Below are 21,275 nucleotides of genomic sequence, written 5' to 3'. Positions count from 1 at the left end.
GTTTCCGCGGCATTCAGGAAGCCGAGGGGTACCAACGCGGTGTGTAGGCCCACTCCCCACCCGAAAGGCGAGGAAACACGCAGGTTGTAGAAGAGCCAACCAACACCATGGTGCGCATGTCGACCATTTCTGGCAGCAGCTCGGCCAATGTGACGACCTTCAGCGTCTGCCCCGGCCTACCGATGTCACGGCCAAGGACTACAGGCGTGCTCCCCTTGCGGTGCCGACGCACAACCTCCAGCGCCATCCCAAGCTGGTGCGGCCTGGCCTTGGAAATCGGGTTGTAGAACGCCAGCACCAAGTCAGCCTGGGCCGCCAGGTCCAGACGCTTTTCAATGATCGACCAAGGCTTGAGGTTGTCCGACAGCGACATCACGCAGAAGTCATGCCCCAGCGGCGCGCCCGCCTGAGCGGCTGTCGCCAGCGAGGCCGACACCCCCGGCAAAATCTCGAGATCCACCCGGTGCCAGGCCGGGTCAGTGGACTCGTGCAGCGCTTCAAGTACCGCTGCCGCCATGGCGAACACACCCGGATCGCCCGACGATACCACCACCACCGAACGGCCTTGGGCCGCCAGTTCGAAGGCATGCCGGGCACGCTGCATCTCTTCACGGTTGTCGGTGCAATGCAGCACCTGATCGTCACGGAACGGGCCGGCCATGCGCACATAGGTTTCGTAACCGAGCACATCCTCGGCCCGTGCCAGTTCGGCCTTGACCGCCGGTACCATCAGCTCGGCAGCGCCCGGCCCCAGGCCGATAACCGCCAGGCGACCCCGACGACGGCCAACCTGCTTCACCTCGACCGGGGCAGGTGCCACCGCGATGACCACGTCTGCCACCTCGATCAGTTGCGCAGCGGGCAATGCTGCGGCAACCATCCCGGCCAGGTCATGCGTCCGGGCAGTAAAGCGCAGGGCAACTCCCAGGCCCTGTGCTGCCTCGTGCAGGGCGCTGTCGGCCATGGCTCGCTCGTCGGCCAGCAGGCACGCCACCGCAGGCTCGGCTATGCCGGCTTGCTGCAGTGCCGCCCGGATACTGGCCAGGCTGCCGCCGGCAACACCCACTACCACCGAGCGCGGGTGGATCAGCAGCTCATCGCGGCTGGCCGGGCGGGCCTGGTATCCCACATGGATGGTACGCCGGGCCGCCTCGCTGGCAGGCAACTGCGCCTGCTGCAGCCACGGCGCGTCACCTTCGATGCGCACCGCCTCGCCAGCCAACAGGTCGGAGACAAAGCGCTTGCCTTGCTCGATATCCGCCAATGCATAGCCTTGCGGCGGGTTCAGCAGACAGGTACCGAAACGCAGCTCGCCGCTGGTGGTGATCGCCGCAGCAACACCCAATGCTTCAGCGATTTCCCGTGCCATCACGTTCACACCGCCAAGGCCTCCGAGCAACGGCACTACGGCACTGCCGTCTTCGGCCACGGCCAGTACCGGTGGTTCGACACCTTTCTCGCTGAGCAGGCTGGCCAGGCTGCGGATGACGATACCCGCCGCGCACAGGGCGATGATCGGTGTGTTCTGCTGGTACAGCCCCCGCAGGGTATCGCCGAACGCGGTGTAGCAAAGGTCGGCACCCTCGACCCGGCCTTCCAGCCCATGGATCGATGCTTGCGGATAACACTGCTGGATACGCTGCGCCGTGGCCAGGCTGCCCTGGCCAAGAATGACGATCGCCGGTGCCTGGTGCATGTTCAGCCCTGCCATTTTTCACCCGGCACGATGATCAGCGAGAAGTACGGCGACGACTGTGGGTCGACCTGGTCCAGCGGCACGATCTTCTGGTTGGCCATGGTGGCCCGCTCCACATACAGCGCGCGCCCGTCCATGCCCAGTTCGGCCAGCACTTCGCGCACCTTGGGGAAGTTGCGGCCAAGTTTCATGATCACCGCCGCGTCGGCGTCGGCCAGGCGACGCTTGAGCTCATCGGCCGGCAACACGCCAGACAGCACCGACAGGCTCTGGTTGCGGTACACCAGCGGCGCGCCCAGTACCGAGGCGCCACCGAGCATCGAGCAGACGCCGGGGATCACTTCGGCCTCGTAGCGCTGCGCCAGGCGGTCATGCAAGTACATGTAGGAACCATAGAAGAACGGGTCGCCCTCACAGATCACCGCCACGTCGCGGCCGGCATCCAGGTGCTCGGCTACCTGCACGCTGGCCTCGTCGTAGAAGTCGCTGATCACCTGTTCATAGGACAACGGCGCTGGCAGCGCTTCAGTGGTTACCGGGTAGACCAGCGGCAGCAAGGTCTGCTCCGGCTGCAGGTGCGCCTCGATGATGCCGAAGGCATTGCCGCGCTTGCCCTTGGCCACGAAGTAGCCGACCACGGGCGCTTCACGCAGCAGGCGCAGGGCCTTGAGGGTAATCAGTTCAGGGTCGCCAGGGCCTACGCCCAGGCCCAGCAGACGTCCACGTGGCACCATCACTCCACCTCCGTGGCCAGGGCATTGACCGCCGCGGCGGCCATCGCACTGCCGCCCAGGCGGCCCTGCATGATCACGAACGGCACGCCACGGCTGTCGGCGGCGAGCATCGCCTTGGACTCGGCAGCACCGACGAAGCCGACCGGGAAGCCGAGGATCAGTGCCGGTTTCGGGGCACCGGCGTCGAGCATTTCCAGCAGGTAGAACAGTGCGGTAGGCGCGTTGCCAATTACCACCACACTGCCTTCCAGGTGCGGTCGCCACAGCTCCAGGGCCACGGCGGAACGGGTGTTGCCGGCGTCTTTCGCCATGCCCGGTACGCTCGGGTCGCGCAGGGTGCAGATGACCTTGTTGTCGGCGGGCAGACGGGCGCGGGTAATGCCCTCGGCGACCATGTGCGCATCGCAGAGGATCGGCGCGCCGTTCAGCAACGCCTCGCGCCCGGCCCGGCCGGCACCTTCGGAGAACTGCAGGCCATCGATGGCATCGACCATGCCACAGGCGTGGATCACGCGCACGGCGAGCTTCTCGAGGTCTGCGGGGATCCGCTCGAGTCGGGCTTCCTCGCGGATGATCCGGAAGGAGTTGCGATAGATCTCCTGACCATCGCGGATGTAGTCAATCATCAAGGTGCTCCGTCGGCAGGTCGAGCATGGCGCCTGCTTCATTCAAGGTAAGGTTGGTGGCGCGCAGGGCGCCGAAGCCCGGCAGGCGCGCATCACGCAGGTACAGGTCGTAACGGCCCGGCGCGCGGGCCAGCAGGGTGGCCGGGGCAACATGGGCCACGGCGCAGGATCGGGGGCAACCGGACAAGTGCACGCTGCCGGGCACGCCAGGGCCGAGCAGTGCCGCCAGGGTGACGGCGTCGGCCTTGGTCTCGGCCAGGGCCTTGGCACAGCCACTGGCGCCGGTGCAGGCGCTTATACGGGCCAGTGGCTCATGGTCATGGCATAGCAGGCCCAGGGCGGACAGCCTGGCCTGGGCGTAGTCGATGTGTTGCGCTTGCAGGCTGGTCAGCACCAGGCTTTGCCAGGGGCTCAGGCGCAGGCTGCCATCGCCATGCTCACGGGCCATGCGCGCTGCGCCACGCAGCATGGACGGGGTCAGGCGCCCCTGCGGCGGGGCAACGCCCAAGGCGACGCCCTGCGCCTGGGGCAGAACGCCCAGCCACGAGACACTGCGCGGTTCACGCCGCCATGCCAGCACGGCGGCATCGCGGCGGATGGCCAGGCCGAGTCCGTCGATGAAATCGGTTGTCGAAAACGTCTCGAGCAACTGGCGCATACGCGACTGTGCCGGGGTGGCCAGGTCGAGGAAGCGCTCCAGCACCGCACGCACCAGTGCCTGGCCTTGTTCCGCCGGCACCGCGCCGAGCACCTGGCCATCTGCCGGGCAACCCGCCAGGCCAAACGCCAACCAGGTCTGCTGCTCCAGGCGCAGGGCCGACAGCCACAAGTCATGGGGGTGTTCGAGCATGGCCAGGTTTTCGCCGGCATCGAGCTGCACGGCGAACTTGGCCGATAACTGATGAAAACGCGGGGTGCCTTCCAGCAGGTCGAGGATCTGCCCGGCCAACGGCCGAGCATCCAGCAGCATCGCCGGGTCATGCCCGGCCAGCGGGCTGAGCATCAGGTTGCGCACATCGTCACCGGCGGCATCACGTGGGCCCAGGCCGGCAGCAAGCAGTGTCTCGACCAGGCCGCGATGCTCGCTGCCGATGCCACGAATCTGCAGGTTGCCGCGGTTGGTGGCCTCGATCACGCCACCGGCGAAACGCTCGGCAGCCGCCGCCACTGCGTCGGCCTGGTCGGCCAGCAGCAGGCCGCCTGGCAGCTTGATGCGGCAGATGCCGCCATCACGGGCACTGACGATACGCCACAACCCCGGGCAGGCCGAGGGACGGGGCGATACATGGGAGGCATGGGCCTGGGTCAAAGGGGCATCCGGCAATCTGTGAAAATGCGCTTGAGTGTAGAAGGCGCGGTATTATGCCTGCTTTGTCCGGCGGCATGAAAAGCCGGTGGTCGAGCATCATCGACGATCGAGTAGAAATTACGGACCGCGTCGCCTTCTTCGCGGGCATGCCCGCTCCCACAGAATCACCGCTGCCAGCAACGGCTGCGCTGTACCTGTAGGAGCGGGCGAGCCCGCGAAGGGGCGCGCAGCGGCCCCAAAAATGGCGGAATGAAATACATGGCACCCTGGCTGACAGTTGTAGGTATCGGCGAAGACGGCTTCAGCGGCCTGGGCAAGCAGGCCCGGCGCGCGCTGCTGGGCGCTGCGCGGATCTTCGGCAGCCCGCGCCAGCTGGCCTTGCTGCCACGCTGCGTGGCCGGCGAGCGGCTGGGCTGGCCAAGCCCGTTCTCGCTGGCCCCAGTTCTGGCCCTGCGCGGCGAGCCGGTGTGCGTGCTGGCCAGCGGCGACCCGATGTTCTACGGCGTCGGCGCCAGCCTGGCGCGCCAACTGCCCGCCGCTGAAATGCGCGTGCTGTCGATGCCCTCCTCCTGCGCCCTGGCCGCCGCCCGCCTGGGCTGGCCACTGCAGGACGTACAGGTGGTATCGCTGGTTGCTCGGCCCCTGGCAGCGCTCAATGCCCACCTGCACAGCGGCGTGCGCCTGCTGGTGCTGAGCAACGACGGCGACAGCCCGGCCGTAATTGCCACGCAGTTGCGCGAGCGGGGCTTCGGGCCAAGCCGCCTGCGAGTCTTCGAACACTTGGGTGGCGTGGACGAACGGGAGTTGGCCGGCACTGCCCAGGACTGGCCGCACAGCGACGTCGCCGCGCTCAACCTGGTAGCCATCGAGTGCCTGGCATCGCCCGAGGCGCCGCGCCTGCACCGGCTGGCCGGGCTGCCGGACAGCGCCTTCCGGCATGACGGCCAACTGACCAAGCGCGATGTCCGCGCCATCACCCTCGCCCGCCTGGCACCACAGCCCGGCGAGCTGCTGTGGGACGTGGGCGCCGGCTGCGGTTCGATCGGCATCGAATGGATGCGCGCCCACCCGGCCTGCCGCGCCCTGGCCATCGAGGCCGACGCAGGCCGCCAGGGCTTCATCGAATACAACCGCGATGCGCTGGGTGTACCCGGCCTGCAATTGGTCTGCGGCCAGGCACCGGCGGCGCTGGAGGGCCTGGAGCGGCCGGATGCTGTCTTCATCGGCGGCGGCGTCACCCGCGAAGGTGTCCTCGACCTGTGCTGGGCAACCCTGCGCCCCGGTGGCCGTCTGGTAGCCAATGCGGTGACCCTGCAAAGCGAACTGGCCCTGGCGCATTTCCGAGAACGCCATGGCGGCGAGCTGACCCGCATCCATGTCGCCCATGCCCAGCCATTGGGCGCGTTCGATACTTGGCGCCAGGCGCTGCCGATCACATTGCTGGACGTGGTGAAACCCGCCGATGCGTGAAGAGACCCGCGAACAGCCCGCTCCCCTGCGCAGCGGCCTGACCACCGGTAGCTGCGCCACTGCCACCAGCCTGGCGGCAGCACGCTTGCTGCTGGGCGGCGAGAGCAGCGACGCAGTCAGCATTACCCTGCCCAAGGGCAAGGTGGTGCAGATGCGCCTGGAGTTCTGCCGCCTCACCAGCCAAGGTGCCGAAGCGGGCACACTCAAGGACGCCGGCGACGACCCGGACGTGACCCATGGCGCACTGCTCTATAGCCAGGTGCGCCTGCTGGCCGAACCGGGTATCCGTTTTGTCGCCGGCACCGGCGTCGGCACCGTGACCCGCCCGGGGCTGGTGCTGGCGGTGGGTGAGCCGGCCATCAACCCGGTGCCACGGCGCATGATCAGTGAACACCTGCAACGCCTGGCGGACGAATGCAGCTACGCCGGCGGCTTCGAGGTCACGGTCAATGTGCAGGGCGGCGAGCAACTGGCCCTGAAAACCATGAACCCGCGTCTGGGCATCCTCGGAGGGTTGTCGATCCTCGGCACCAGCGGCATCGTGCGGCCGTTTTCCTGCGCGGCCTACATCGCCTCGATCCACCAGGGCATCGACGTCGCCCATACCAACGGCTACACGCATATCGCCGCATGCACCGGCAACGCCAGCGAAGACACCATGCGCCGCGTCTATGGCCTGCCGGAAATAGCCCTGATCGAAATGGGCGACTTCGTCGGTGCCGTGCTCAAGCACCTGCGCAAGGTGCCAGTACCACGCCTGACCCTGTGCGGCGGTTTCGGCAAGATCAGCAAATTGGCTGCCGGGCACATGGACCTGCACAGCCGCCACTCCAGCATCGACCTGCCGCAACTGGCCGGCTGGGCAGCGGACATCGGCGCCGACGAGGCGCTGCAGGCATCGATCATTACTGCCAACACCAGCCAGCAGGCCCTGGCACTGGCCCATGCAGCCGGCATCCCCTTGGGTGACGCGGTGTGCGGCCACGCCCTGGCGTTTGCCCGCAGCGTGGTGCCGGCGCAGGTGCAGGTGGAGGTGTTCGCCATCGATCGCCAGGGTGGCATCGTCGGCCGGGCAGGCGTGCAATGAACGCGCGCATCCTGCTGCTGGGCGGTGTCACTGAAGCCCTGGCCATAGCTCGCCGCCTGGGCCCACAGCACGTCTACAGCCTGGCGGGCATTGGCCGGGTGCCGCAGGACCTGCAATGCCAGGTTCGGGTCGGCGGATTTGGCGGTGCCGAAGGGTTGGCCAACTACCTGCACGAGGCAGGCATCACGTTGCTGATCGATGCCACCCATCCCTACGCCGCGCAGATCAGCCGCAATGCCGCCAACGCCTCACGCCTGGCCGGTATCCCGTGCTGGGCCTTGCGCCGCCCGGCCTGGCAATCACAAGCCGGGGACGACTGGCGCGAGGTCGAGGACTGGGCAGGGTTGATCGAGGCACTCAAGCCGTTTCGCAGGCCATTGTTCACGCTGGGGCGTGAGCCGCTGCAACATCTGGGCGAGATACCGTCGGAGCAGTTCTGGACCTTGCGTGCGCTGGAGGCATGCCCTGGCAATGATCGCTGCGAAGTGATTGGCGCGCGCGGGCCGTTCCATATCGAGGATGAGCGGGCGTTGTTCCAGCGCCGCAAGATCGATGTGCTGATCAGCAAGAACAGCGGCAGCGTGGCGACCGAACCGAAGCTGGAAGTGGCGCGGGAGCTGGGGATACCCGTGCTGATCCTGAAGCGACCGGCGTTGCCGGATGTGGACCGGGCATTCGACTCGCCAGCCGACCTGACTGCGGCACTCGACCTGCGCGGATAACAGATTCCGTAAACGCACCGCAGATCCCTGTGGGAGCGGGTTTACCCGCGAAGAAATCATCGCGGTGCATGGCACCGGCTTCGCCGGTGTTCGCGGGTGAACCCGCTCCTACAGGGGTCGCGGCAACTTTCATGTATTTGCACAAGGCAGTTACTCCTACAGCTATTTCGGACTTTTCCTTCAAACCATGAAGTGGCCTTGTGCCGCACTGCTGCCGTAAACTCGGCACTCTCCCCCGGAAGGCACTACCCATATGGAAATGCAATGGTGGATCTGGCTGGTCTTCGGCATCGCGCTGATCCTGCTCGAACTGGTCCTGCCGACGTTCTTCATCCTCTGGTTCGGCATCGGCGCCGTGCTGGTGTCGCTCATTTCACTGGCCGCCCCCAGCCTGCAACTGGACATGCAGGTGCTGCTGTGGGTGCTGATGTCGTCAGTCACCACGGCACTGTGGTTCAAGCTGTTCCGGCGCAAGCAACCAGACGTACGCTGGACCGCCGAAAGCGTGATCGGTGAAGTAGGGCTGCTGACTGCTGGCGTGTCGGAGTTCCAGAAAGGCCGTGTGCGCTTCCAGAAGCCCATCCTCGGCAACGAGGAGTGGACCTGCGTCGCCAACAGCGAGATCGCGGCCGGCGAGCGGGTACGCCTGACCGCCATCGAAGGCAACACCGCCCGGGTCACCCGAGCCTGAATCCGCACTAAAAGGAATTTCGCATCATGACCAGCCTCATCGTCGTCGTCGCCATCGCCCTGTTCGTCCTGATAACCGTGTTCAAGGGGGTGCGCATCGTGCCCCAGGGCGAGGAATGGGTCGTCGAGCGCCTGGGCCGCTACCAAAGCACGCTCAAGCCCGGCCTGAACATCGTCATCCCGTACATGGACGTGGTCGCGTACCGCCTGCCGACCAAGGACATCATCCTCGATGTGCAGCAGCAGGAAATCATCACCCGGGATAACGCGGTGATCGTCGCCAACGCCCTGTGCTTTGCCAAGGTGGTCGACCCGCAGAAGGCCTCCTATGGCGTGCAGGACTTCTCGTTCGCCGTCACCAGCCTGACCATGACCTCGCTGCGCGCCATCGTCGGCGCCATGGACCTGGACGAAGCGCTGTCCAGCCGCGAGCAGATCAAGGCGCGTCTGCGCGAGGCGATGTCCGAGCAGACCGAAGACTGGGGCGTGACCGTACGCTCGGTGGAAATCCAGGACATCAAGCCCTCGGAGAACATGCAATTGGCCATGGAGCGCCAGGCGGCAGCAGAGCGTGAGCGCAAGGCCGACGTGACCCGTGCCGAAGGGGCCAAGCAGGCTGCGATCCTGGAAGCAGAAGCACGCTTGCAGGCAGCCAGGCTGGATGCCGAAGCGCAGATCAGCCTGGCCGAGGCCTCGGCGCGGGCGATTTCGCTGGTCAAGGACGCGGTCGGCAACGAGACCGTACCGGCGATGTACCTGCTGGGCGAGCGCTATGTGGGGGCGATGGAAAACCTGGCGGGCAGCAGCAATGCCAAGGTGGTGGTGCTGCCGGCGGACCTGCAGGAGACCGTGCGTGGGCTGATGGGCCGCAACAAGGCTTGAGGGTACCTTTGCCTTCAGCGCCGACAAGCCAGCCCCCACAGGTTTACCACAGGCTTTGAAATCTGTGCGTTCCCTGTGGGAGCTGGCTTGCCGGCGATTGGGCTGCAGAGCAGCCCCTCGAAGGGCCCGGCCTGCGTCACTTCACCGCACCCCGCCATTTTTACCTATACTCCGCCTTACAATACCCACCACGATTCCTGACCGGATCTCTCCATGCCCCCACGTCGGCACATCGCCTGGATAGCCTGCCTTGCAGTGCTGTTCAACCTGCTGGCCATGCCGCTGTCTTCCGCCGCGCCCAAGGGCCCGGCCGAGCAGCTGCTGTGGGGGGCCTTCTGTTCCAGCATGGCCAACAAGGCCAAGGTCGACGTCCAGGCCCTGGCCGAGATCGACCTCGGCTCGCAAAGCGACGAAAGCGCCAGCATGATGAATTGCTGGTGCTGCTTCGGTGCGGCGCCACTGCTGGCCCTGCCCGGCTATCCGCCGCAGCTGCACAACCCGCCGACACTGCTGGCCGGGCCGCTGCCGCCACCTGCCGACTACCACGCCACGCCGCGCCAACTCTGGCCGGCGCTCAACCCCCGTGCCTCTCCGCTGGCCTGAGTTCATCACGCTGTCTGCCTGAACCTGAACAGAAACGGAGATTCACCATGCTCAAGCACGCCCTCGTCATGGCCGCCCTGCTGCTGCCCGGCGCCGTTGCCAATGCCCACGAATACAGCGTGGGTGACCTGCACATCGCCCACCCCTGGTCACTGCAGTTGCCCCCCAACGCCCCCAACGTCGCGGCGTATTTCGTGGTGCACAACAACGGCCAGGCCGACGACCGCCTGCTCGGTGTCGACAGCCCCATCAGCGATGACGCACAACTGCACGAGCATGCCATGAGCGCCAGCGGTGCCATGAAGATGCAGCAGGTGCCCAGCGTATTGGTGCCCGCAGGCAAGGACCTGACCTTCGCCCCCAGCGCCTACCATGTGATGCTGATGCAGCCCAAGGACCGCAGCCTGCTCAGCGACGGCAAGCGCTTCCCGTTGACCCTGCACTTCGAAAAGGCCGGCGATATCACCGTCGATGTGGCCGTGCAGAAGCAGGCGCCGACGGACCAGCCGCAAGCCCACGAACACACGCACTGATCATCCACTGAAAGGCACTCGTCATGAGCCTGCCGCGCGACAGCATCAGCCGTACCACCCGCCCTGACCGCAGGCGCGCCGGTGGCGGATGGCTGAGCCTGTTCGCCATGTGGATGATCTTCATCGGCCCGCTGATTTCCCAGTCGATGCCGATGGACCACCACGCCGGCATGAGCATGCCGATGGACATGCCGATGGCCACCGCCCATCAGCATGGCGGCGACACCCATCACGGCCAGGCTGGCGATGGCCAGCTGCATGTGATGTGGGAGAAGTGCGGTTATTGCAGCCTGTTGTTCAACTGCCCGGCCCTGCCCCAGGCCCTCAGCCCGCTCAGTGCCGGCAGCGTCGTACCCACCACTCACCTGTTCGCCCCCACGCGCCAGGGCCATGCCCGGCAGGCTGTATTCCCCGGCGCGCGCAGCCGCGCCCCACCTTCCTCGATCAACGTCTGAACCCACATTTTTTTGCGCACGGAGCCAGGAGGCTTCGCGCTGACTCATGACTGATCGACTGGAATCATTATGTCCGGCTGCACCCCTGTTTTTGCCTTGTCCCTGCGTGGGACCATCGCCGCCGTGTGCGGCTCACTGCTCGCGCCCGTGGCCCTGGCCGCCGACCCAGGCCATGAAGGCCATGCACACGACGCCTCCGAGCTGAGCCCGACGGTGATCACCGCCGTGGCCCCGAGCTCGCCGCTGACCGTGGTCACCAACCCGAAAGACCCGCGCCAGCCGGTGCCGGCCAGCGATGGCGCCGACTACCTGAAGACCATCCCCGGTTTCTCGGCCATCCGCGCCGGCGGCACCAACGGCGACCCGGTACTGCGCGGCATGTTCGGCTCGCGCCTGAACATCCTCACCAATGGCGGCCTGATGCTGGGCGCCTGCCCCAACCGCATGGACGCCCCCACGTCGTACATTTCGCCGGAAACCTACGACCGCCTGACCGTGATCAAAGGCCCGCAAAGCGTGATCTGGGGCCCGGGCGGCTCGGCAGGTACCATCCTGTTCGAGCGTGAGCCCGAGAAATTCGGCACACTCGGCAGCCGGGTCAATGCCAGCCTGCTGGCCGGCTCCAACGGCCGCTTCGACAAGGTGCTGGACACTGCCGCCGGCAATGACCAGGCCTACGCCCGCTTCGTCGGCAACAAGTCGCGCTCGGACGACTACCATGATGGCGATGACAACACCGTGCCGTCACGCTGGGACAAGTGGAACGGCGATGTCGCCCTCGGCTGGACTCCCGACCAGGACACCTTGCTGGAACTCACCGCCGGCAAGGGCGACGGTGAGGCTCGCTATGCCGGGCGTGGCATGGACGGCTCGCAGTTCAAGCGCGAAAGCCTGGGTCTGCGTTTCGAAAAATCCAACCTCGGCGAGGTGCTCGACAAGGTCGAGGCGCAGGTCTACTACAACTACGCCGACCACGTGATGGACAACTACAGCCTGCGCACGCCTTCGGGCAGCGGCATGATGGGCATGCCGATGGTCAGCAACGTCGACCGCCGCACCATGGGCGCACGCATCAAGGCCACCTGGCGCTGGGCCGATGTGCAACTGATCGGCGGCATCGACGCGCAGACCAACGAACATCGCAAGCGCGGCGGCATGGGTGTGGACGCGCACAAGGGCCAGGCCTGGACCAAGGACGCCGACTTCCACAACTACGGTGCCTTCGGCGAGCTGACCTGGTACGTCAGTGGTGAGGACCGCATGATTACCGGTGCCCGCCTGGACCGCGCCTCGGCCCGCGACTTCCGTGCGACCAGCGCCACCAACGGCGACACCCGCGCCGACACCCTGCCCAGCGGCTTCGTCCGCTACGAGCACGACCTGGCAGCCATCCCGGCCACCATGTACATCGGCCTTGGTCATGCCCAGCGTTTCCCCGACTACTGGGAGCTGTTCTCGCCCAAGCTGGCCCCACCCGGTGCGGCCAATGCTTTCGACGGTATCAAGCCAGAGAAGACCACCCAGCTCGACTTCGGTATCCAGTACCGCGACGAGCGCATTGAAGCGTGGGTGTCTGGCTACATCGGGCAGATCCGCGACTACATCCTGTTCGACTACCAGGGGATGAGCTCCCAGGCTCGCAACATCGACGCCCGCATCATGGGCGGCGAACTGGGCGCGGCCTACCAGCTGACGGAAAACTGGAAGGCCGACGCAACGCTGGCCTACGCCTGGGGCAAGAACAGCAGTGACGGCACAGCACTACCGCAAATGCCGCCTCTGGAAAGCCGCCTGGGCCTGACTTACAGCCGCGATGCATGGAGCGTCGGTGCACTGTGGCGGTTGGTGGCGGCGCAGAACCGCATAGCCGAGAACCAGGGCAACGTGGTCGGCAAGGACTACGACAACAGCGCCGGCTTCGGCGTGTTCTCGCTCAATGGCGCCTACAAGGTAAGCAACCACCTCAAGCTCAGCGCAGGGGTCGACAACCTGTTCGACAAGACCTACGCCGAGCACTTGAACCTGGCCGGGAACGCCGGGTTCGGCTACCCGGCTACCGATCCACAGCCGGTCAACGAGCCAGGCAGGACCTTCTGGACCAAGGTCGACTTCAGCTTCTGACAACAACAACGGGCGCGGCGCAGGTCGCGCCCCTCTGCTGGTCAAACAGGAGGTTCCCATGAGAGGAACACGCATCAATTTCTACAACCTGGCCTGGCGTTGGCACTTCTATGCGGGGCTGTTCGTGGCCCCGTTCATGATTCTGCTGGCAATCACCGGGATCATCTACCTGTTCAAGCCGCAGCTCGACCCGCTGCTGTATCGCGAGCTGATGGTGGTCGAAGCCGGCCACCACCGACAGGGCGCGGACACGATGCTGACCGAGGTGCGCAAGGCCTACCCCCAGGGCCACGTCAGCCAGTACCTGCCGCCGCTGGACTCCGAACGCAGCGCGCAATTCGTGGTGCATGATGCCGGGCGCGAACTGAACGTATTCGTCGACCCCTACAGCGGCAAAGTCCTCGGCGAACAGGATGGCAAGCAGAACCTCCAGGCCATCGCCCGCGCTCTGCATGGCGAACTGATGGTCGGCACGGTTGGTGACCGCCTGGTGGAGCTGGCCGCGGGCTGGGGCATCGTGCTGGTGGTATCGGGCCTGTACTTGTGGTGGCCACGCGGGCGCAATGGCGCTGGCGTGCTGTGGCCACGGCTATCGGCACGCGGCCGACTGTTCTGGCGCGACCTGCATGCGGTGACCGGTTTCTGGGGCTCGGCCTTGTTGCTGCTGATGCTGGTCAGCGGCATGACCTGGACCGGCCTGTGGGGCAAGCAGTACGCCGACTTGTGGAACCGCTTTCCGGCGGCCATGTGGAACGACGTGCCCAAGTCGGACCAGCAGGCGGGTGAACTCAACAGCGCACACCGCCAGACCGTGCCCTGGGCGATGGAAAACACGCCGATGCCGCAGTCTGGTGCACACGCCGAACATGCGGGGCATCACATGATGTCAAGCGCGCCGGCAGCGCCACAGATAAGCCTGCAGCAGGTCGAAGACATCGCTACCGCGCGCCAGGTCGAACCGGGTTACAGCATTACCGCGCCGACCACGGCCGATGGCGTGTTCACCATCGCCGTATTCGCCGACGACCCGCGCAACGACGCCACCCTGCATGTCGACCAGTACACCGGCAAGGTGTTGGCCGATGTGCGCTGGCACGACTACAGCCCGGTCGCCCGTGCCACCGAGCTGGGTGTGATGCTGCATGAAGGCAAGATGTTCGGCGCGCTCAACCAGATCATCATCCTGCTGGTGTGTCTGATGATCTTGCTGGGTTCGGTGAGCGGGCTGGTGATGTGGTGGAAGCGCAGGCCGGCCGGCGGGCTGGGTGTGCCGCCGCTGCGCCATGACCTGCCGCGCTGGAAGGTAGCGGTGGGGGTGATGCTGGTGTTGGGGTTGATGTTCCCGCTGGTGGGGGTGTCGATGGTGGTGATGTGGCTGGTGGATAGCCTGGTGGTCAGGCGCGGCCGGGTGCTGGCCAGCGCTTGAGTCTTAGCCTGTACCGGCCTCTTCGCGGGCTTGCCCGCTCCCACAGGGTCACCACAGATTTCGAGGCCTGTGGTGTACCTGTGGGAGCGGGCAAGCCCGCGAAGAGGCCGGCACAGGCACAACACTGCTACCCAAAAGTCGAGTCGATCTGTCGCGCCCCGAACTGGAACGCGCGTGTTAGCCTAACCGGCTACCTCTGACAAGACGACCGACCGTCCAAGGGAATGAGCCTATGACGCAAACCTCACCCACAGCGCCAGATGAACAGCATCTGCAGCGCAACCTGACCAACCGCCACATCCAGCTGATCGCCATCGGCGGCGCGATCGGTACCGGCCTGTTCATGGGCTCGGGCAAGACCATCAGCCTGGCCGGGCCGTCGATCATCTTCGTCTACATGATCATCGGCTTCATGCTGTTCTTCGTCATGCGCGCCATGGGCGAACTGCTGCTGTCGAACCTCAACTACAAGTCGTTCATCGATTTCTCCGCCGACCTGCTCGGCCCCTGGGCAGGCTACTTCACCGGCTGGACCTACTGGTTCTGCTGGGTAGTCACTGGTATCGCCGACGTGGTCGCGATCGCGGCCTATACGCAGTTCTGGTTCCCTGAACTGCCGCAGTGGATACCGGCGCTGACCTGCGTAGGGCTGCTGCTGTCGCTGAACCTGGTGACGGTGAAGATGTTCGGTGAAATGGAGTTCTGGTTTGCCCTGATCAAGATCGTCGCCATCATCGGCCTGGTCGTCACCGGTCTGTACATGGTCATCACCGGCTTCACATCGCCCAGCGGGCGCACCGCGCAACTGGCCAACCTGTGGAATGACGGCGGCATGTTCCCCAATGGCCTGATGGGCTTCTTCGCCGGTTTCCAGATCGCCGTGTTCGCCTTCGTCGGCATCGAGCTGGTGGGCACAACCGCCGCCGAAGCGAAGAACCCGGAGCGCACCCTGCCACGGGCGATCAACTCGATCCCGGTACGGATCATCGTGTTCTACGTGCTGGCGCTGATCGCGATCATGGCCGTGACGCCATGGCGCGACGTGGTGCCAGGCAAGAGCCCGTTCGTGGAACTGTTCGTGCTGGCCGGCCTGCCGGCAGCGGCGAGCATCATCAACTTCGTGGTGCTGACTTCGGCGGCTTCGTCGGCCAACAGCGGCGTGTTCTCCACCAGCCGCATGCTCTACGGCCTGAGCCAGGAGGGTGACGCACCCAAGGCCTTCGAGAAACTGTCGAGCCGCTCGGTACCAGCCAACGGCCTGTACTTCTCCTGCACCTGCCTGCTGCTGGGCGCAGTGCTGATCTACCTGGTGCCGAACGTGGTCGAGGCATTCACTCTGGTAACCACCGTTTCGGCGGTGCTGTTCATGTTCGTCTGGACGCTGATCCTGCTGTCGTACCTGAAGTACCGCAAGCACCGCGCGGCACTGCATCAGGCCTCGAAGTACAAGATGCCGGGCGGGCGCTTCATGTGCTACGTGTGCCTGGTGTTCTTTGCCTTCATTCTGGTTTTGCTGAGCCTGGAGGACGATACCCGTGCGGCATTGCTGGTGACGCCGATCTGGTTCGTGCTGCTGGCGGTGACCTATCAGGGGGTGCGCAGCAAGCGCCATCCACGCACGGCAGTGCGTAACGGCTGATGACCCTGCGGGCTGCTCTGCAGCCCTTTCGCCGGCAAGCCAGGCTCCCACCTCGACCGCATCGACTTCAAGTCATGCGCTATCAACTGTCTTGTGTTGCCTGTACTGGCCTCATCGCCGGCAGGGCAGCTCCCACAGGGACAGCGCATGGCTCGAGGCCGATGCGCTCGGTGTGGGAGCTGGCTTGCCGGCGATGGGCCGCACAGCGGCACCAATCCTGTGCACACAAATCCATCAGGCACCAACCTGGATCCAACCAACGCCCCAACACCTCGCACAACCCCTCTATTGCGCACCTTCCGCCGTTAGGCACACCCCTTGCAACCCCCTCCCCGCTTGCCCAACACATAAAAACTCAGCGGAGAGAGCACATGAAGCGACGCAGTCTGATCAAGGCCTTCACCCTTAGCGCATCGATTGCCGCAATGGGCCTGAGCTGGAGCATCCAGGCCGCCGAAACCATCAAGGTCGGCATCCTGCATTCGCTGTCGGGGACCATGGCCATTTCCGAGACTTCGCTCAAGGACATGGCGCTGATGACCATCGAGCAGATCAACGCCAAGGGCGGCGTGAACGGCAAGCTGCTCGAGCCGGTGGTGGTCGACCCGGCCTCCAACTGGCCGCTGTTCGCAGAAAAGAGTCGCCAGTTGCTGACCCAGGACAAGGTGGCAGTGGTGTTCGGTTGCTGGACCTCGGTATCGCGCAAGTCGGTACTGCCGGTGTTCGAGGAACTGAACGGCCTTCTGTTCTACCCGGTGCAGTACGAGGGTGAAGAGATGTCGCCGAACGTGTTCTACACCGGCGCCGCGCCCAACCAGCAAGCCATCCCGGCCGTGGAGTACCTGATGAGCGAGGACGGCGGCAGCGCCAAGCGCTTCTTCCTGCTGGGCACCGACTACGTCTACCCGCGCACCACCAACAAGATCCTGCGTGCCTTCCTGCACAGCAAGGGCGTGGCCGACAAGGACATCGAAGAGGTGTACACGCCGTTCGGCCACAGCGATTACCAGACCATCGTCGCCAACATCAAGAAGTTCTCCGCCGGTGGCAAGACCGCGGTCATCTCCACGGTCAACGGCGACTCCAACGTGCCGTTCTACAAGGAGCTGGCCAACCAGGGCCTGAAGGCCACCGACGTGCCGGTGGTGGCGTTCTCGGTGGGCGAAGAAGAACTGCGCGGCATCGACACCAAGCCGCTGGTGGGCCATCTGGCGGCGTGGAACTACTTCGAGTCGGTGGATAACCCGGTCAACCAGAAATTCGTCGCCGACTGGAAGGCCTACGCCAAGGCCAAGGGCCTGCCAGGCGCCGACAAGGCGGTGACCAACGACCCGATGGAGGCGACCTATGTGGGCATACACATGTGGGCGCAGGCAGTGGAGAAAGCCAAGTCCACCGATGTCGACAAGGTGCGCGAAGCACTGGCCGGGCAAAGCTTCAAGGCGCCATCCGGCTTCACCCTGACCATGGACAAGACCAACCACCACCTGCACAAGCCGGTGATGATCGGCGAGATCCAGGATGACGGGCAGTTCAGTGTGGTGTGGGAAACCGAGCAACCGCTGCGGGCGCAGCCATGGAGCCCGTTCATTCCCGGCAACGACAAGCGCCCTGATTACGCCGTGAAAGGTAACTGAGTGCACTGGGGCTGCTTTGCAGCCCAATCGCCGGCAAGCCAGCTCCCACAAGAAAAAGCACCCTCCTCAAGGCCTGTGGATGACCTGCGGGAGCTGGCTTGCCGGCGATGAATCCAACGCCGATTTCCAGGATTACCCGCATGCTCAGACTGCTGCTCACCCTGCTCCTGCTGATGCCCTTGGCAACCCAGGCCAGCGAGGGCGAATTCTTCCTCACCGCCAAGCCCGCCGAGCAGGCCCAACTGCTCGAAAGCTGGGCGGCGCAACCCGATTCCGCACGCCTGCCGCTGCTGGAGAACCTGCGCCAAGGCCGCATCGCCGCTGAAGACACGCGCAAGGTGCGCCTGAACAACCGCCTGCGCGGCCTGATCGACAATGCCCTGGCCAGCCACCAGTTGCTCAGCCACAACAGCGCCATCCGCCTGGCCGCCGCCCAGCAACTGCAAAAGAGCGCGCAACCTGCGCAAATGGCCTTCCTCGACCGGCGCTTTGCCCTCGAAGTGGACCCCGCCGTGCACGCCGCCCTCGGCCTGGCCCTGGCCAACCTGCAACTGGGCGCCAGCGAACCGGCAGTACGCCTGGCCGCCGTTCGCCTGCTCGGCGAAACCGGTGACCCGCTGGCCCGCACCCGCCTCGAAGCCTTGCTGCAACCCAACGCGGAAACCGACCCGGGCGTGCGCACCGCCGCCGAAACCAGCCTGGCCCAGGTGCAGCGCAAGCTGCTGGCGGGCGAACTGCTCGGCCAGGCATTCAGCGGCCTGTCGCTGGGCTCGATCCTGCTGCTGGCAGCACTTGGCCTGGCCATCACCTTCGGCCTGCTCGGGGTGATCAACATGGCCCACGGCGAAATGCTGATGCTCGGCGCCTACAGCACCTACATGGTTCAGGTACTGCTGCAGCGCTACGCCCCCGGCGCCATCGAGTTCTACCCGCTGATCGCCCTGCCAGTGGCGTTCGCCATCAGTGCCGGGGTCGGCATGGCATTGGAGCGCACGGTAATCCGCCACCTGTACGGTCGCCCACTGGAAACCCTGCTGGCGACCTGGGGCATCAGCCTGATCCTGATCCAGGCCATCCGCCTGCTGTTCGGCGCGCAGAACGTCGAAGTCAGCAACCCGGCCTGGCTGTCGGGGGGCATCCAGTTGCTGCCCAACCTGGTGCTGCCATACAACCGCCTGGTGATCATCGGCTTCGCCCTGGCCGTGGTACTGCTCACCTGGCTGCTGCTCAACCGCACACGGCTGGGCCTGAACGTGCGTGCGGTCACCCAGAACCGCAACATGGCCGCCTGCTGCGGCGTGTCCACCGGGCGCGTCGACATGCTCGCCTTCGGCCTCGGCTCGGGCATCGCCGGGCTTGGTGGCGTGGCCCTGAGCCAGGTCGGCAACGTCGGCCCGGACCTGGGCCAGAGCTACATCATCGACTCGTTCCTGGTGGTGGTGCTCGGCGGCGTCGGCCAGTTGGCCGGCAGCCTGTGGGCAGCCTTCGGCCTTGGCATCGCCAACAAGCTGCTGGAGCCGCAGATCGGCGCCGTGCTCGGCAAGATCCTCATCCTTGCGTTGATCATTCTGTTCATCCAGAAGCGCCCGCAAGGCCTGTTCGCCCTCAAGGGACGGGTAATCGACTGATGAACCAGCCACTGCTTGTCACCGCTACGCAAAAGGCCGGGCCACGCCTGACCCTGGCCATCGGCGCCGTCGTCGTCCTGCTGCTGGTGGCCCTGCCACTGCTGTCGCTGCTGCCGGCGGACCATGCCCTGCAAGTGTCGGCCTACACCCTGACCCTGATCGGCAAGATCCTCTGCTACGCCATCGTCGCCCTGGCCCTGGACCTGGTCTGGGGCTACGCCGGGCTGCTGTCGCTGGGCCACGGGCTGTTCTTCGCCCTTGGTGGCTACGCCATGGGCATGTACCTGATGCGCCAGGCCGCCGGTGACGGCCTGCCAGGGTTCATGACCTTTCTGTCGTGGAGCGAGCTGCCGTGGTACTGGGCTGGCACCCAGCATTTTGCCTGGGCCCTGTGCCTGGTGGTGCTGGCGCCCGGGCTGCTGGCGCTGGTGTTCGGCTGGTTCGCCTTCCGCTCGCGGATCAAGGGCGTGTACTTCTCGATCATGACCCAGGCGCTGACCTTCGCCGGCATGTTGCTGTTCTTCCGCAACGAAACCGGCTTTGGCGGCAACAACGGCTTTACCAGCTTCCGCACCATCCTTGGCTTCGACATTGCTGCCCAAGGCACCCGCGCGGTGCTGTTCCTGCTCACCGTCGGCCTGCTGCTGGCCAGCCTGTACCTGTGCAGGTGCCTGACCCGCAGCAAGTTCGGCCGCCTGCTCACCGCCGTGCGCGACGCCGAGAACCGCCTGATGTTCTGTGGGTATGACCCACGCGGTTTCAAGCTGCTGGTGTGGGTGCTGAGCGCCGTACTGTGCGGCCTGGCCGGTGCGCTGTACGTACCGCAGGTGGGCATCATCAACCCCAGCGAGATGTCGCCGACCAACTCCATCGAAGCCGCCGTGTGGGTGGCCCTGGGCGGGCGCGGCACCTTGATCGGCCCGCTGCTCGGCGCCGGCCTGGTGAATGGCATGAAAAGCTGGTTCACCGTGGCCTTCCCGGAGTTCTGGCTGTTCTTCCTCGGCGCGTTGTTCATCCTCGTCACCCTGTACCTGCCCAAGGGCGTGGTCGGCCTGTTGAAGAAAAGGAGCCAGCCATGAGAGTCGTGCCCCCGGTCCACCCGGAATTCATGCTCGAACCGGTGTTCGACAACCTCGGCGCCGGCCGCGACGCCATCGGCCTGGGCCACAGCCGCAAGGCCGGCCTGGACACCCGCCATGGCACAGTGCTGAGCCTGGAAGACATCAGCGTCAGCTTCGATGGCTTCAAGGCGCTGAACGCGCTGAACCTGTACATCGGCGTGGGCGAGCTGCGTTGCATCATCGGCCCCAACGGGGCCGGCAAGACCACGATGATGGATGTGATCACCGGCAAGACCCGGCCTGACAGCGGTACGGCCTATTTCGGTGACACCCTCGACCTGACCCGCATGAGCGAATACCGGATCGCCCAGGCCGGCATAGGCCGCAAGTTCCAGAAGCCCACGGTGTTCGAGGCGCTTACGGTGTTCGAAAACCTGGAACTGGCGCTGAAGGCCGACAAGTCGGTATGGGCCAGCCTGGCAGCGCGCTTGGGCGGTGAGCAGCGCCAGCGCATCGAGGAAGTGCTGGGCATTTTGCGCCTGCTGCCACTGGCCCAGCGCCAGGCAGGGTTGCTGTCGCATGGGCAGAAGCAGTTCCTGGAGATCGGCATGCTGCTGGTGCAGGAGCCGCAACTGCTGTTGCTGGACGAGCCGGTCGCGGGCATGACCGATGCCGAGACCGAGTTTACGGCCGAACTGTTCAAGGGGCTGGCTGGCAAGCATTCGCTGATGGTGGTGGAGCATGACATGGGGTTCGTTGGCAGCATTGCCGACCATGTGACCGTGCTGCACCAGGGCAGCGTGCTGGCGGAAGGGTCGCTGGAGCAGGTGCAGGCGGATGAGCGGGTGGTCGAGGTGTATCTGGGCCGCTAGACATGGATACCTGTGCCGGCCTCTTCGCGGGTAAACCCGCTCCCACAGGTACGGCACAGGCCTGAAGAGCTGCGCGGTCCTTGT

Annotated in this window: 19 protein-coding genes; 15 read left to right on the top strand and 4 right to left on the bottom strand. The window is 65.5% G+C overall.

Annotated elements, in window-relative coordinates; translation table 11 throughout:
• Positions 1-13 precede the first annotated feature (13 nt).
• The 4 genes from cobJ to cobG are packed head-to-tail and all read right to left on the bottom strand — an operon-like array spanning position 14 to position 4,380.
• Positions 14-1,711: a precorrin-3B C(17)-methyltransferase gene (gene cobJ / locus IRZ77_RS06560; protein WP_153671479.1), complete on the bottom strand. Its 1,698-nt coding sequence runs from the start codon at positions 1,709-1,711 to the stop codon at positions 14-16.
• Complete coding sequence (locus IRZ77_RS06555; protein WP_085599677.1) at positions 1,699-2,430, bottom strand: precorrin-2 C(20)-methyltransferase; 732 nt, start codon at positions 2,428-2,430, stop codon at positions 1,699-1,701. The genes cobJ and IRZ77_RS06555 overlap by 13 nt, the downstream gene beginning before the upstream one ends.
• Positions 2,430-3,056 carry a precorrin-8X methylmutase gene (locus IRZ77_RS06550; protein WP_046613252.1) on the bottom strand — a complete coding sequence of 209 codons (627 nt, stop codon included), beginning with the start codon at positions 3,054-3,056 and terminating at the stop codon, positions 2,430-2,432. The genes IRZ77_RS06555 and IRZ77_RS06550 overlap by 1 nt, the downstream gene beginning before the upstream one ends.
• On the bottom strand, positions 3,049-4,380 hold the full coding sequence (cobG, locus tag IRZ77_RS06545) for a precorrin-3B synthase (RefSeq protein ID WP_196173146.1): 1,332 nt from the start codon (positions 4,378-4,380) through the stop codon (positions 3,049-3,051). The genes IRZ77_RS06550 and cobG overlap by 8 nt, the downstream gene beginning before the upstream one ends.
• A gap of 243 nt (positions 4,381-4,623) precedes the next feature.
• On the opposite strand from cobG, the gene cbiE reads away from it, so the two are divergent.
• From cbiE to urtD, 15 genes are all read left to right on the top strand, one after another.
• Complete coding sequence (cbiE, locus tag IRZ77_RS06540) at positions 4,624-5,835, top strand: precorrin-6y C5,15-methyltransferase (decarboxylating) subunit CbiE (RefSeq protein ID WP_196173144.1); 1,212 nt, start codon at positions 4,624-4,626, stop codon at positions 5,833-5,835.
• A complete protein-coding gene (locus tag IRZ77_RS06535; protein WP_135002752.1) occupies positions 5,828-6,922 on the top strand; it encodes a cobalt-precorrin-5B (C(1))-methyltransferase in 1,095 nt (364 codons plus the stop codon). The genes cbiE and IRZ77_RS06535 overlap by 8 nt, the downstream gene beginning before the upstream one ends.
• Positions 6,919-7,644: a cobalt-precorrin-6A reductase gene (locus tag IRZ77_RS06530; RefSeq protein WP_196173142.1), complete on the top strand. Its 726-nt coding sequence runs from the start codon at positions 6,919-6,921 to the stop codon at positions 7,642-7,644. Before IRZ77_RS06535 ends, IRZ77_RS06530 begins: the two co-directional genes overlap by 4 nt.
• 253 nt (positions 7,645-7,897) lie before the next feature.
• Entirely contained in the window at positions 7,898-8,335 is a 438-nt protein-coding gene (locus IRZ77_RS06525) for an NfeD family protein (protein ID WP_135002751.1), read from the top strand.
• A gap of 26 nt (positions 8,336-8,361) precedes the next feature.
• Complete coding sequence (locus IRZ77_RS06520; RefSeq protein WP_013974384.1) at positions 8,362-9,216, top strand: SPFH domain-containing protein; 855 nt, start codon at positions 8,362-8,364, stop codon at positions 9,214-9,216.
• Positions 9,217-9,429: 213 nt separating this feature from the next.
• On the top strand, positions 9,430-9,819 hold the full coding sequence (locus IRZ77_RS06515) for a DUF2946 domain-containing protein (RefSeq protein WP_196173140.1): 390 nt from the start codon (positions 9,430-9,432) through the stop codon (positions 9,817-9,819).
• A gap of 47 nt (positions 9,820-9,866) precedes the next feature.
• Positions 9,867-10,352 carry a copper chaperone PCu(A)C gene (locus IRZ77_RS06510; protein WP_196173138.1) on the top strand — a complete coding sequence of 162 codons (486 nt, stop codon included), beginning with the start codon at positions 9,867-9,869 and terminating at the stop codon, positions 10,350-10,352.
• A gap of 23 nt (positions 10,353-10,375) precedes the next feature.
• Positions 10,376-10,807, top strand: coding sequence for a DUF2946 domain-containing protein (locus tag IRZ77_RS06505; RefSeq protein WP_108481508.1), 432 nt, complete (start codon positions 10,376-10,378; stop codon positions 10,805-10,807).
• A 69-nt stretch (positions 10,808-10,876) separates the two neighbouring features.
• Positions 10,877-12,928, top strand: coding sequence for a TonB-dependent copper receptor (locus tag IRZ77_RS06500; protein ID WP_196173137.1), 2,052 nt, complete (start codon positions 10,877-10,879; stop codon positions 12,926-12,928).
• Between the two features lie 58 nt (positions 12,929-12,986).
• Positions 12,987-14,354: a PepSY-associated TM helix domain-containing protein gene (locus IRZ77_RS06495; protein ID WP_196173135.1), complete on the top strand. Its 1,368-nt coding sequence runs from the start codon at positions 12,987-12,989 to the stop codon at positions 14,352-14,354.
• 232 nt (positions 14,355-14,586) lie between these two features.
• A complete protein-coding gene (gene cycA, locus IRZ77_RS06490; protein ID WP_025340798.1) occupies positions 14,587-15,993 on the top strand; it encodes a D-serine/D-alanine/glycine transporter in 1,407 nt (468 codons plus the stop codon).
• Between the two features lie 371 nt (positions 15,994-16,364).
• Positions 16,365-17,630 (top strand): urea ABC transporter substrate-binding protein, encoded by a 1,266-nt coding sequence (gene urtA / locus IRZ77_RS06485; RefSeq protein WP_046613270.1) that lies wholly within the window; start codon positions 16,365-16,367, stop codon positions 17,628-17,630.
• 107 nt (positions 17,631-17,737) lie between these two features.
• Positions 17,738-19,258: an urea ABC transporter permease subunit UrtB gene (gene urtB, locus IRZ77_RS06480; protein WP_408003926.1), complete on the top strand. Its 1,521-nt coding sequence runs from the start codon at positions 17,738-17,740 to the stop codon at positions 19,256-19,258.
• Complete coding sequence (urtC, locus tag IRZ77_RS06475) at positions 19,258-20,337, top strand: urea ABC transporter permease subunit UrtC (RefSeq protein WP_196173131.1); 1,080 nt, start codon at positions 19,258-19,260, stop codon at positions 20,335-20,337. The genes urtB and urtC overlap by 1 nt, the downstream gene beginning before the upstream one ends.
• Positions 20,334-21,191, top strand: coding sequence for an urea ABC transporter ATP-binding protein UrtD (gene urtD, locus IRZ77_RS06470; protein ID WP_196173129.1), 858 nt, complete (start codon positions 20,334-20,336; stop codon positions 21,189-21,191). The genes urtC and urtD overlap by 4 nt, the downstream gene beginning before the upstream one ends.
• Positions 21,192-21,275 lie beyond the last annotated feature (84 nt).

Origin of the sequence: Pseudomonas pudica (assembly GCF_015680405.1) — a bacterium.
In the GTDB taxonomy this organism is placed as follows: Bacteria; Pseudomonadota; Gammaproteobacteria; order Pseudomonadales; family Pseudomonadaceae; genus Aquipseudomonas; species Aquipseudomonas pudica.
Note: the sequence above shows the minus strand (reverse complement) of the source record. Positions and strands in the feature narration are given on the sequence as shown.

Excerpts from the sequence above, each read along its gene's own strand:
- cobJ (WP_153671479.1), bottom strand. The coding sequence starts at position 1,711 with ATGGCAGGGCTGAACATGCACCAGGCACCGGCGATCGTCATTCTTGGC.
- IRZ77_RS06555 (WP_085599677.1), bottom strand. The coding sequence starts at position 2,430 with ATGGTGCCACGTGGACGTCTGCTGGGCCTGGGCGTAGGCCCTGGCGAC.
- IRZ77_RS06550 (WP_046613252.1), bottom strand. The coding sequence starts at position 3,056 with ATGATTGACTACATCCGCGATGGTCAGGAGATCTATCGCAACTCCTTC.
- cbiE (WP_196173144.1), top strand. The coding sequence starts at position 4,624 with ATGGCACCCTGGCTGACAGTTGTAGGTATCGGCGAAGACGGCTTCAGC.
- IRZ77_RS06535 (WP_135002752.1), top strand. The coding sequence starts at position 5,828 with ATGCGTGAAGAGACCCGCGAACAGCCCGCTCCCCTGCGCAGCGGCCTG.
- IRZ77_RS06530 (WP_196173142.1), top strand. The coding sequence starts at position 6,919 with ATGAACGCGCGCATCCTGCTGCTGGGCGGTGTCACTGAAGCCCTGGCC.
- IRZ77_RS06525 (WP_135002751.1), top strand. The coding sequence starts at position 7,898 with ATGGAAATGCAATGGTGGATCTGGCTGGTCTTCGGCATCGCGCTGATC.
- IRZ77_RS06520 (WP_013974384.1), top strand. The coding sequence starts at position 8,362 with ATGACCAGCCTCATCGTCGTCGTCGCCATCGCCCTGTTCGTCCTGATA.
- IRZ77_RS06515 (WP_196173140.1), top strand. The coding sequence starts at position 9,430 with ATGCCCCCACGTCGGCACATCGCCTGGATAGCCTGCCTTGCAGTGCTG.
- IRZ77_RS06510 (WP_196173138.1), top strand. The coding sequence starts at position 9,867 with ATGCTCAAGCACGCCCTCGTCATGGCCGCCCTGCTGCTGCCCGGCGCC.
- IRZ77_RS06505 (WP_108481508.1), top strand. The coding sequence starts at position 10,376 with ATGAGCCTGCCGCGCGACAGCATCAGCCGTACCACCCGCCCTGACCGC.
- IRZ77_RS06500 (WP_196173137.1), top strand. The coding sequence starts at position 10,877 with ATGTCCGGCTGCACCCCTGTTTTTGCCTTGTCCCTGCGTGGGACCATC.
- IRZ77_RS06495 (WP_196173135.1), top strand. The coding sequence starts at position 12,987 with ATGAGAGGAACACGCATCAATTTCTACAACCTGGCCTGGCGTTGGCAC.
- cycA (WP_025340798.1), top strand. The coding sequence starts at position 14,587 with ATGACGCAAACCTCACCCACAGCGCCAGATGAACAGCATCTGCAGCGC.
- urtA (WP_046613270.1), top strand. The coding sequence starts at position 16,365 with ATGAAGCGACGCAGTCTGATCAAGGCCTTCACCCTTAGCGCATCGATT.
- urtB (WP_408003926.1), top strand. The coding sequence starts at position 17,738 with ATGAATCCAACGCCGATTTCCAGGATTACCCGCATGCTCAGACTGCTG.
- urtC (WP_196173131.1), top strand. The coding sequence starts at position 19,258 with ATGAACCAGCCACTGCTTGTCACCGCTACGCAAAAGGCCGGGCCACGC.
- urtD (WP_196173129.1), top strand. The coding sequence starts at position 20,334 with ATGAGAGTCGTGCCCCCGGTCCACCCGGAATTCATGCTCGAACCGGTG.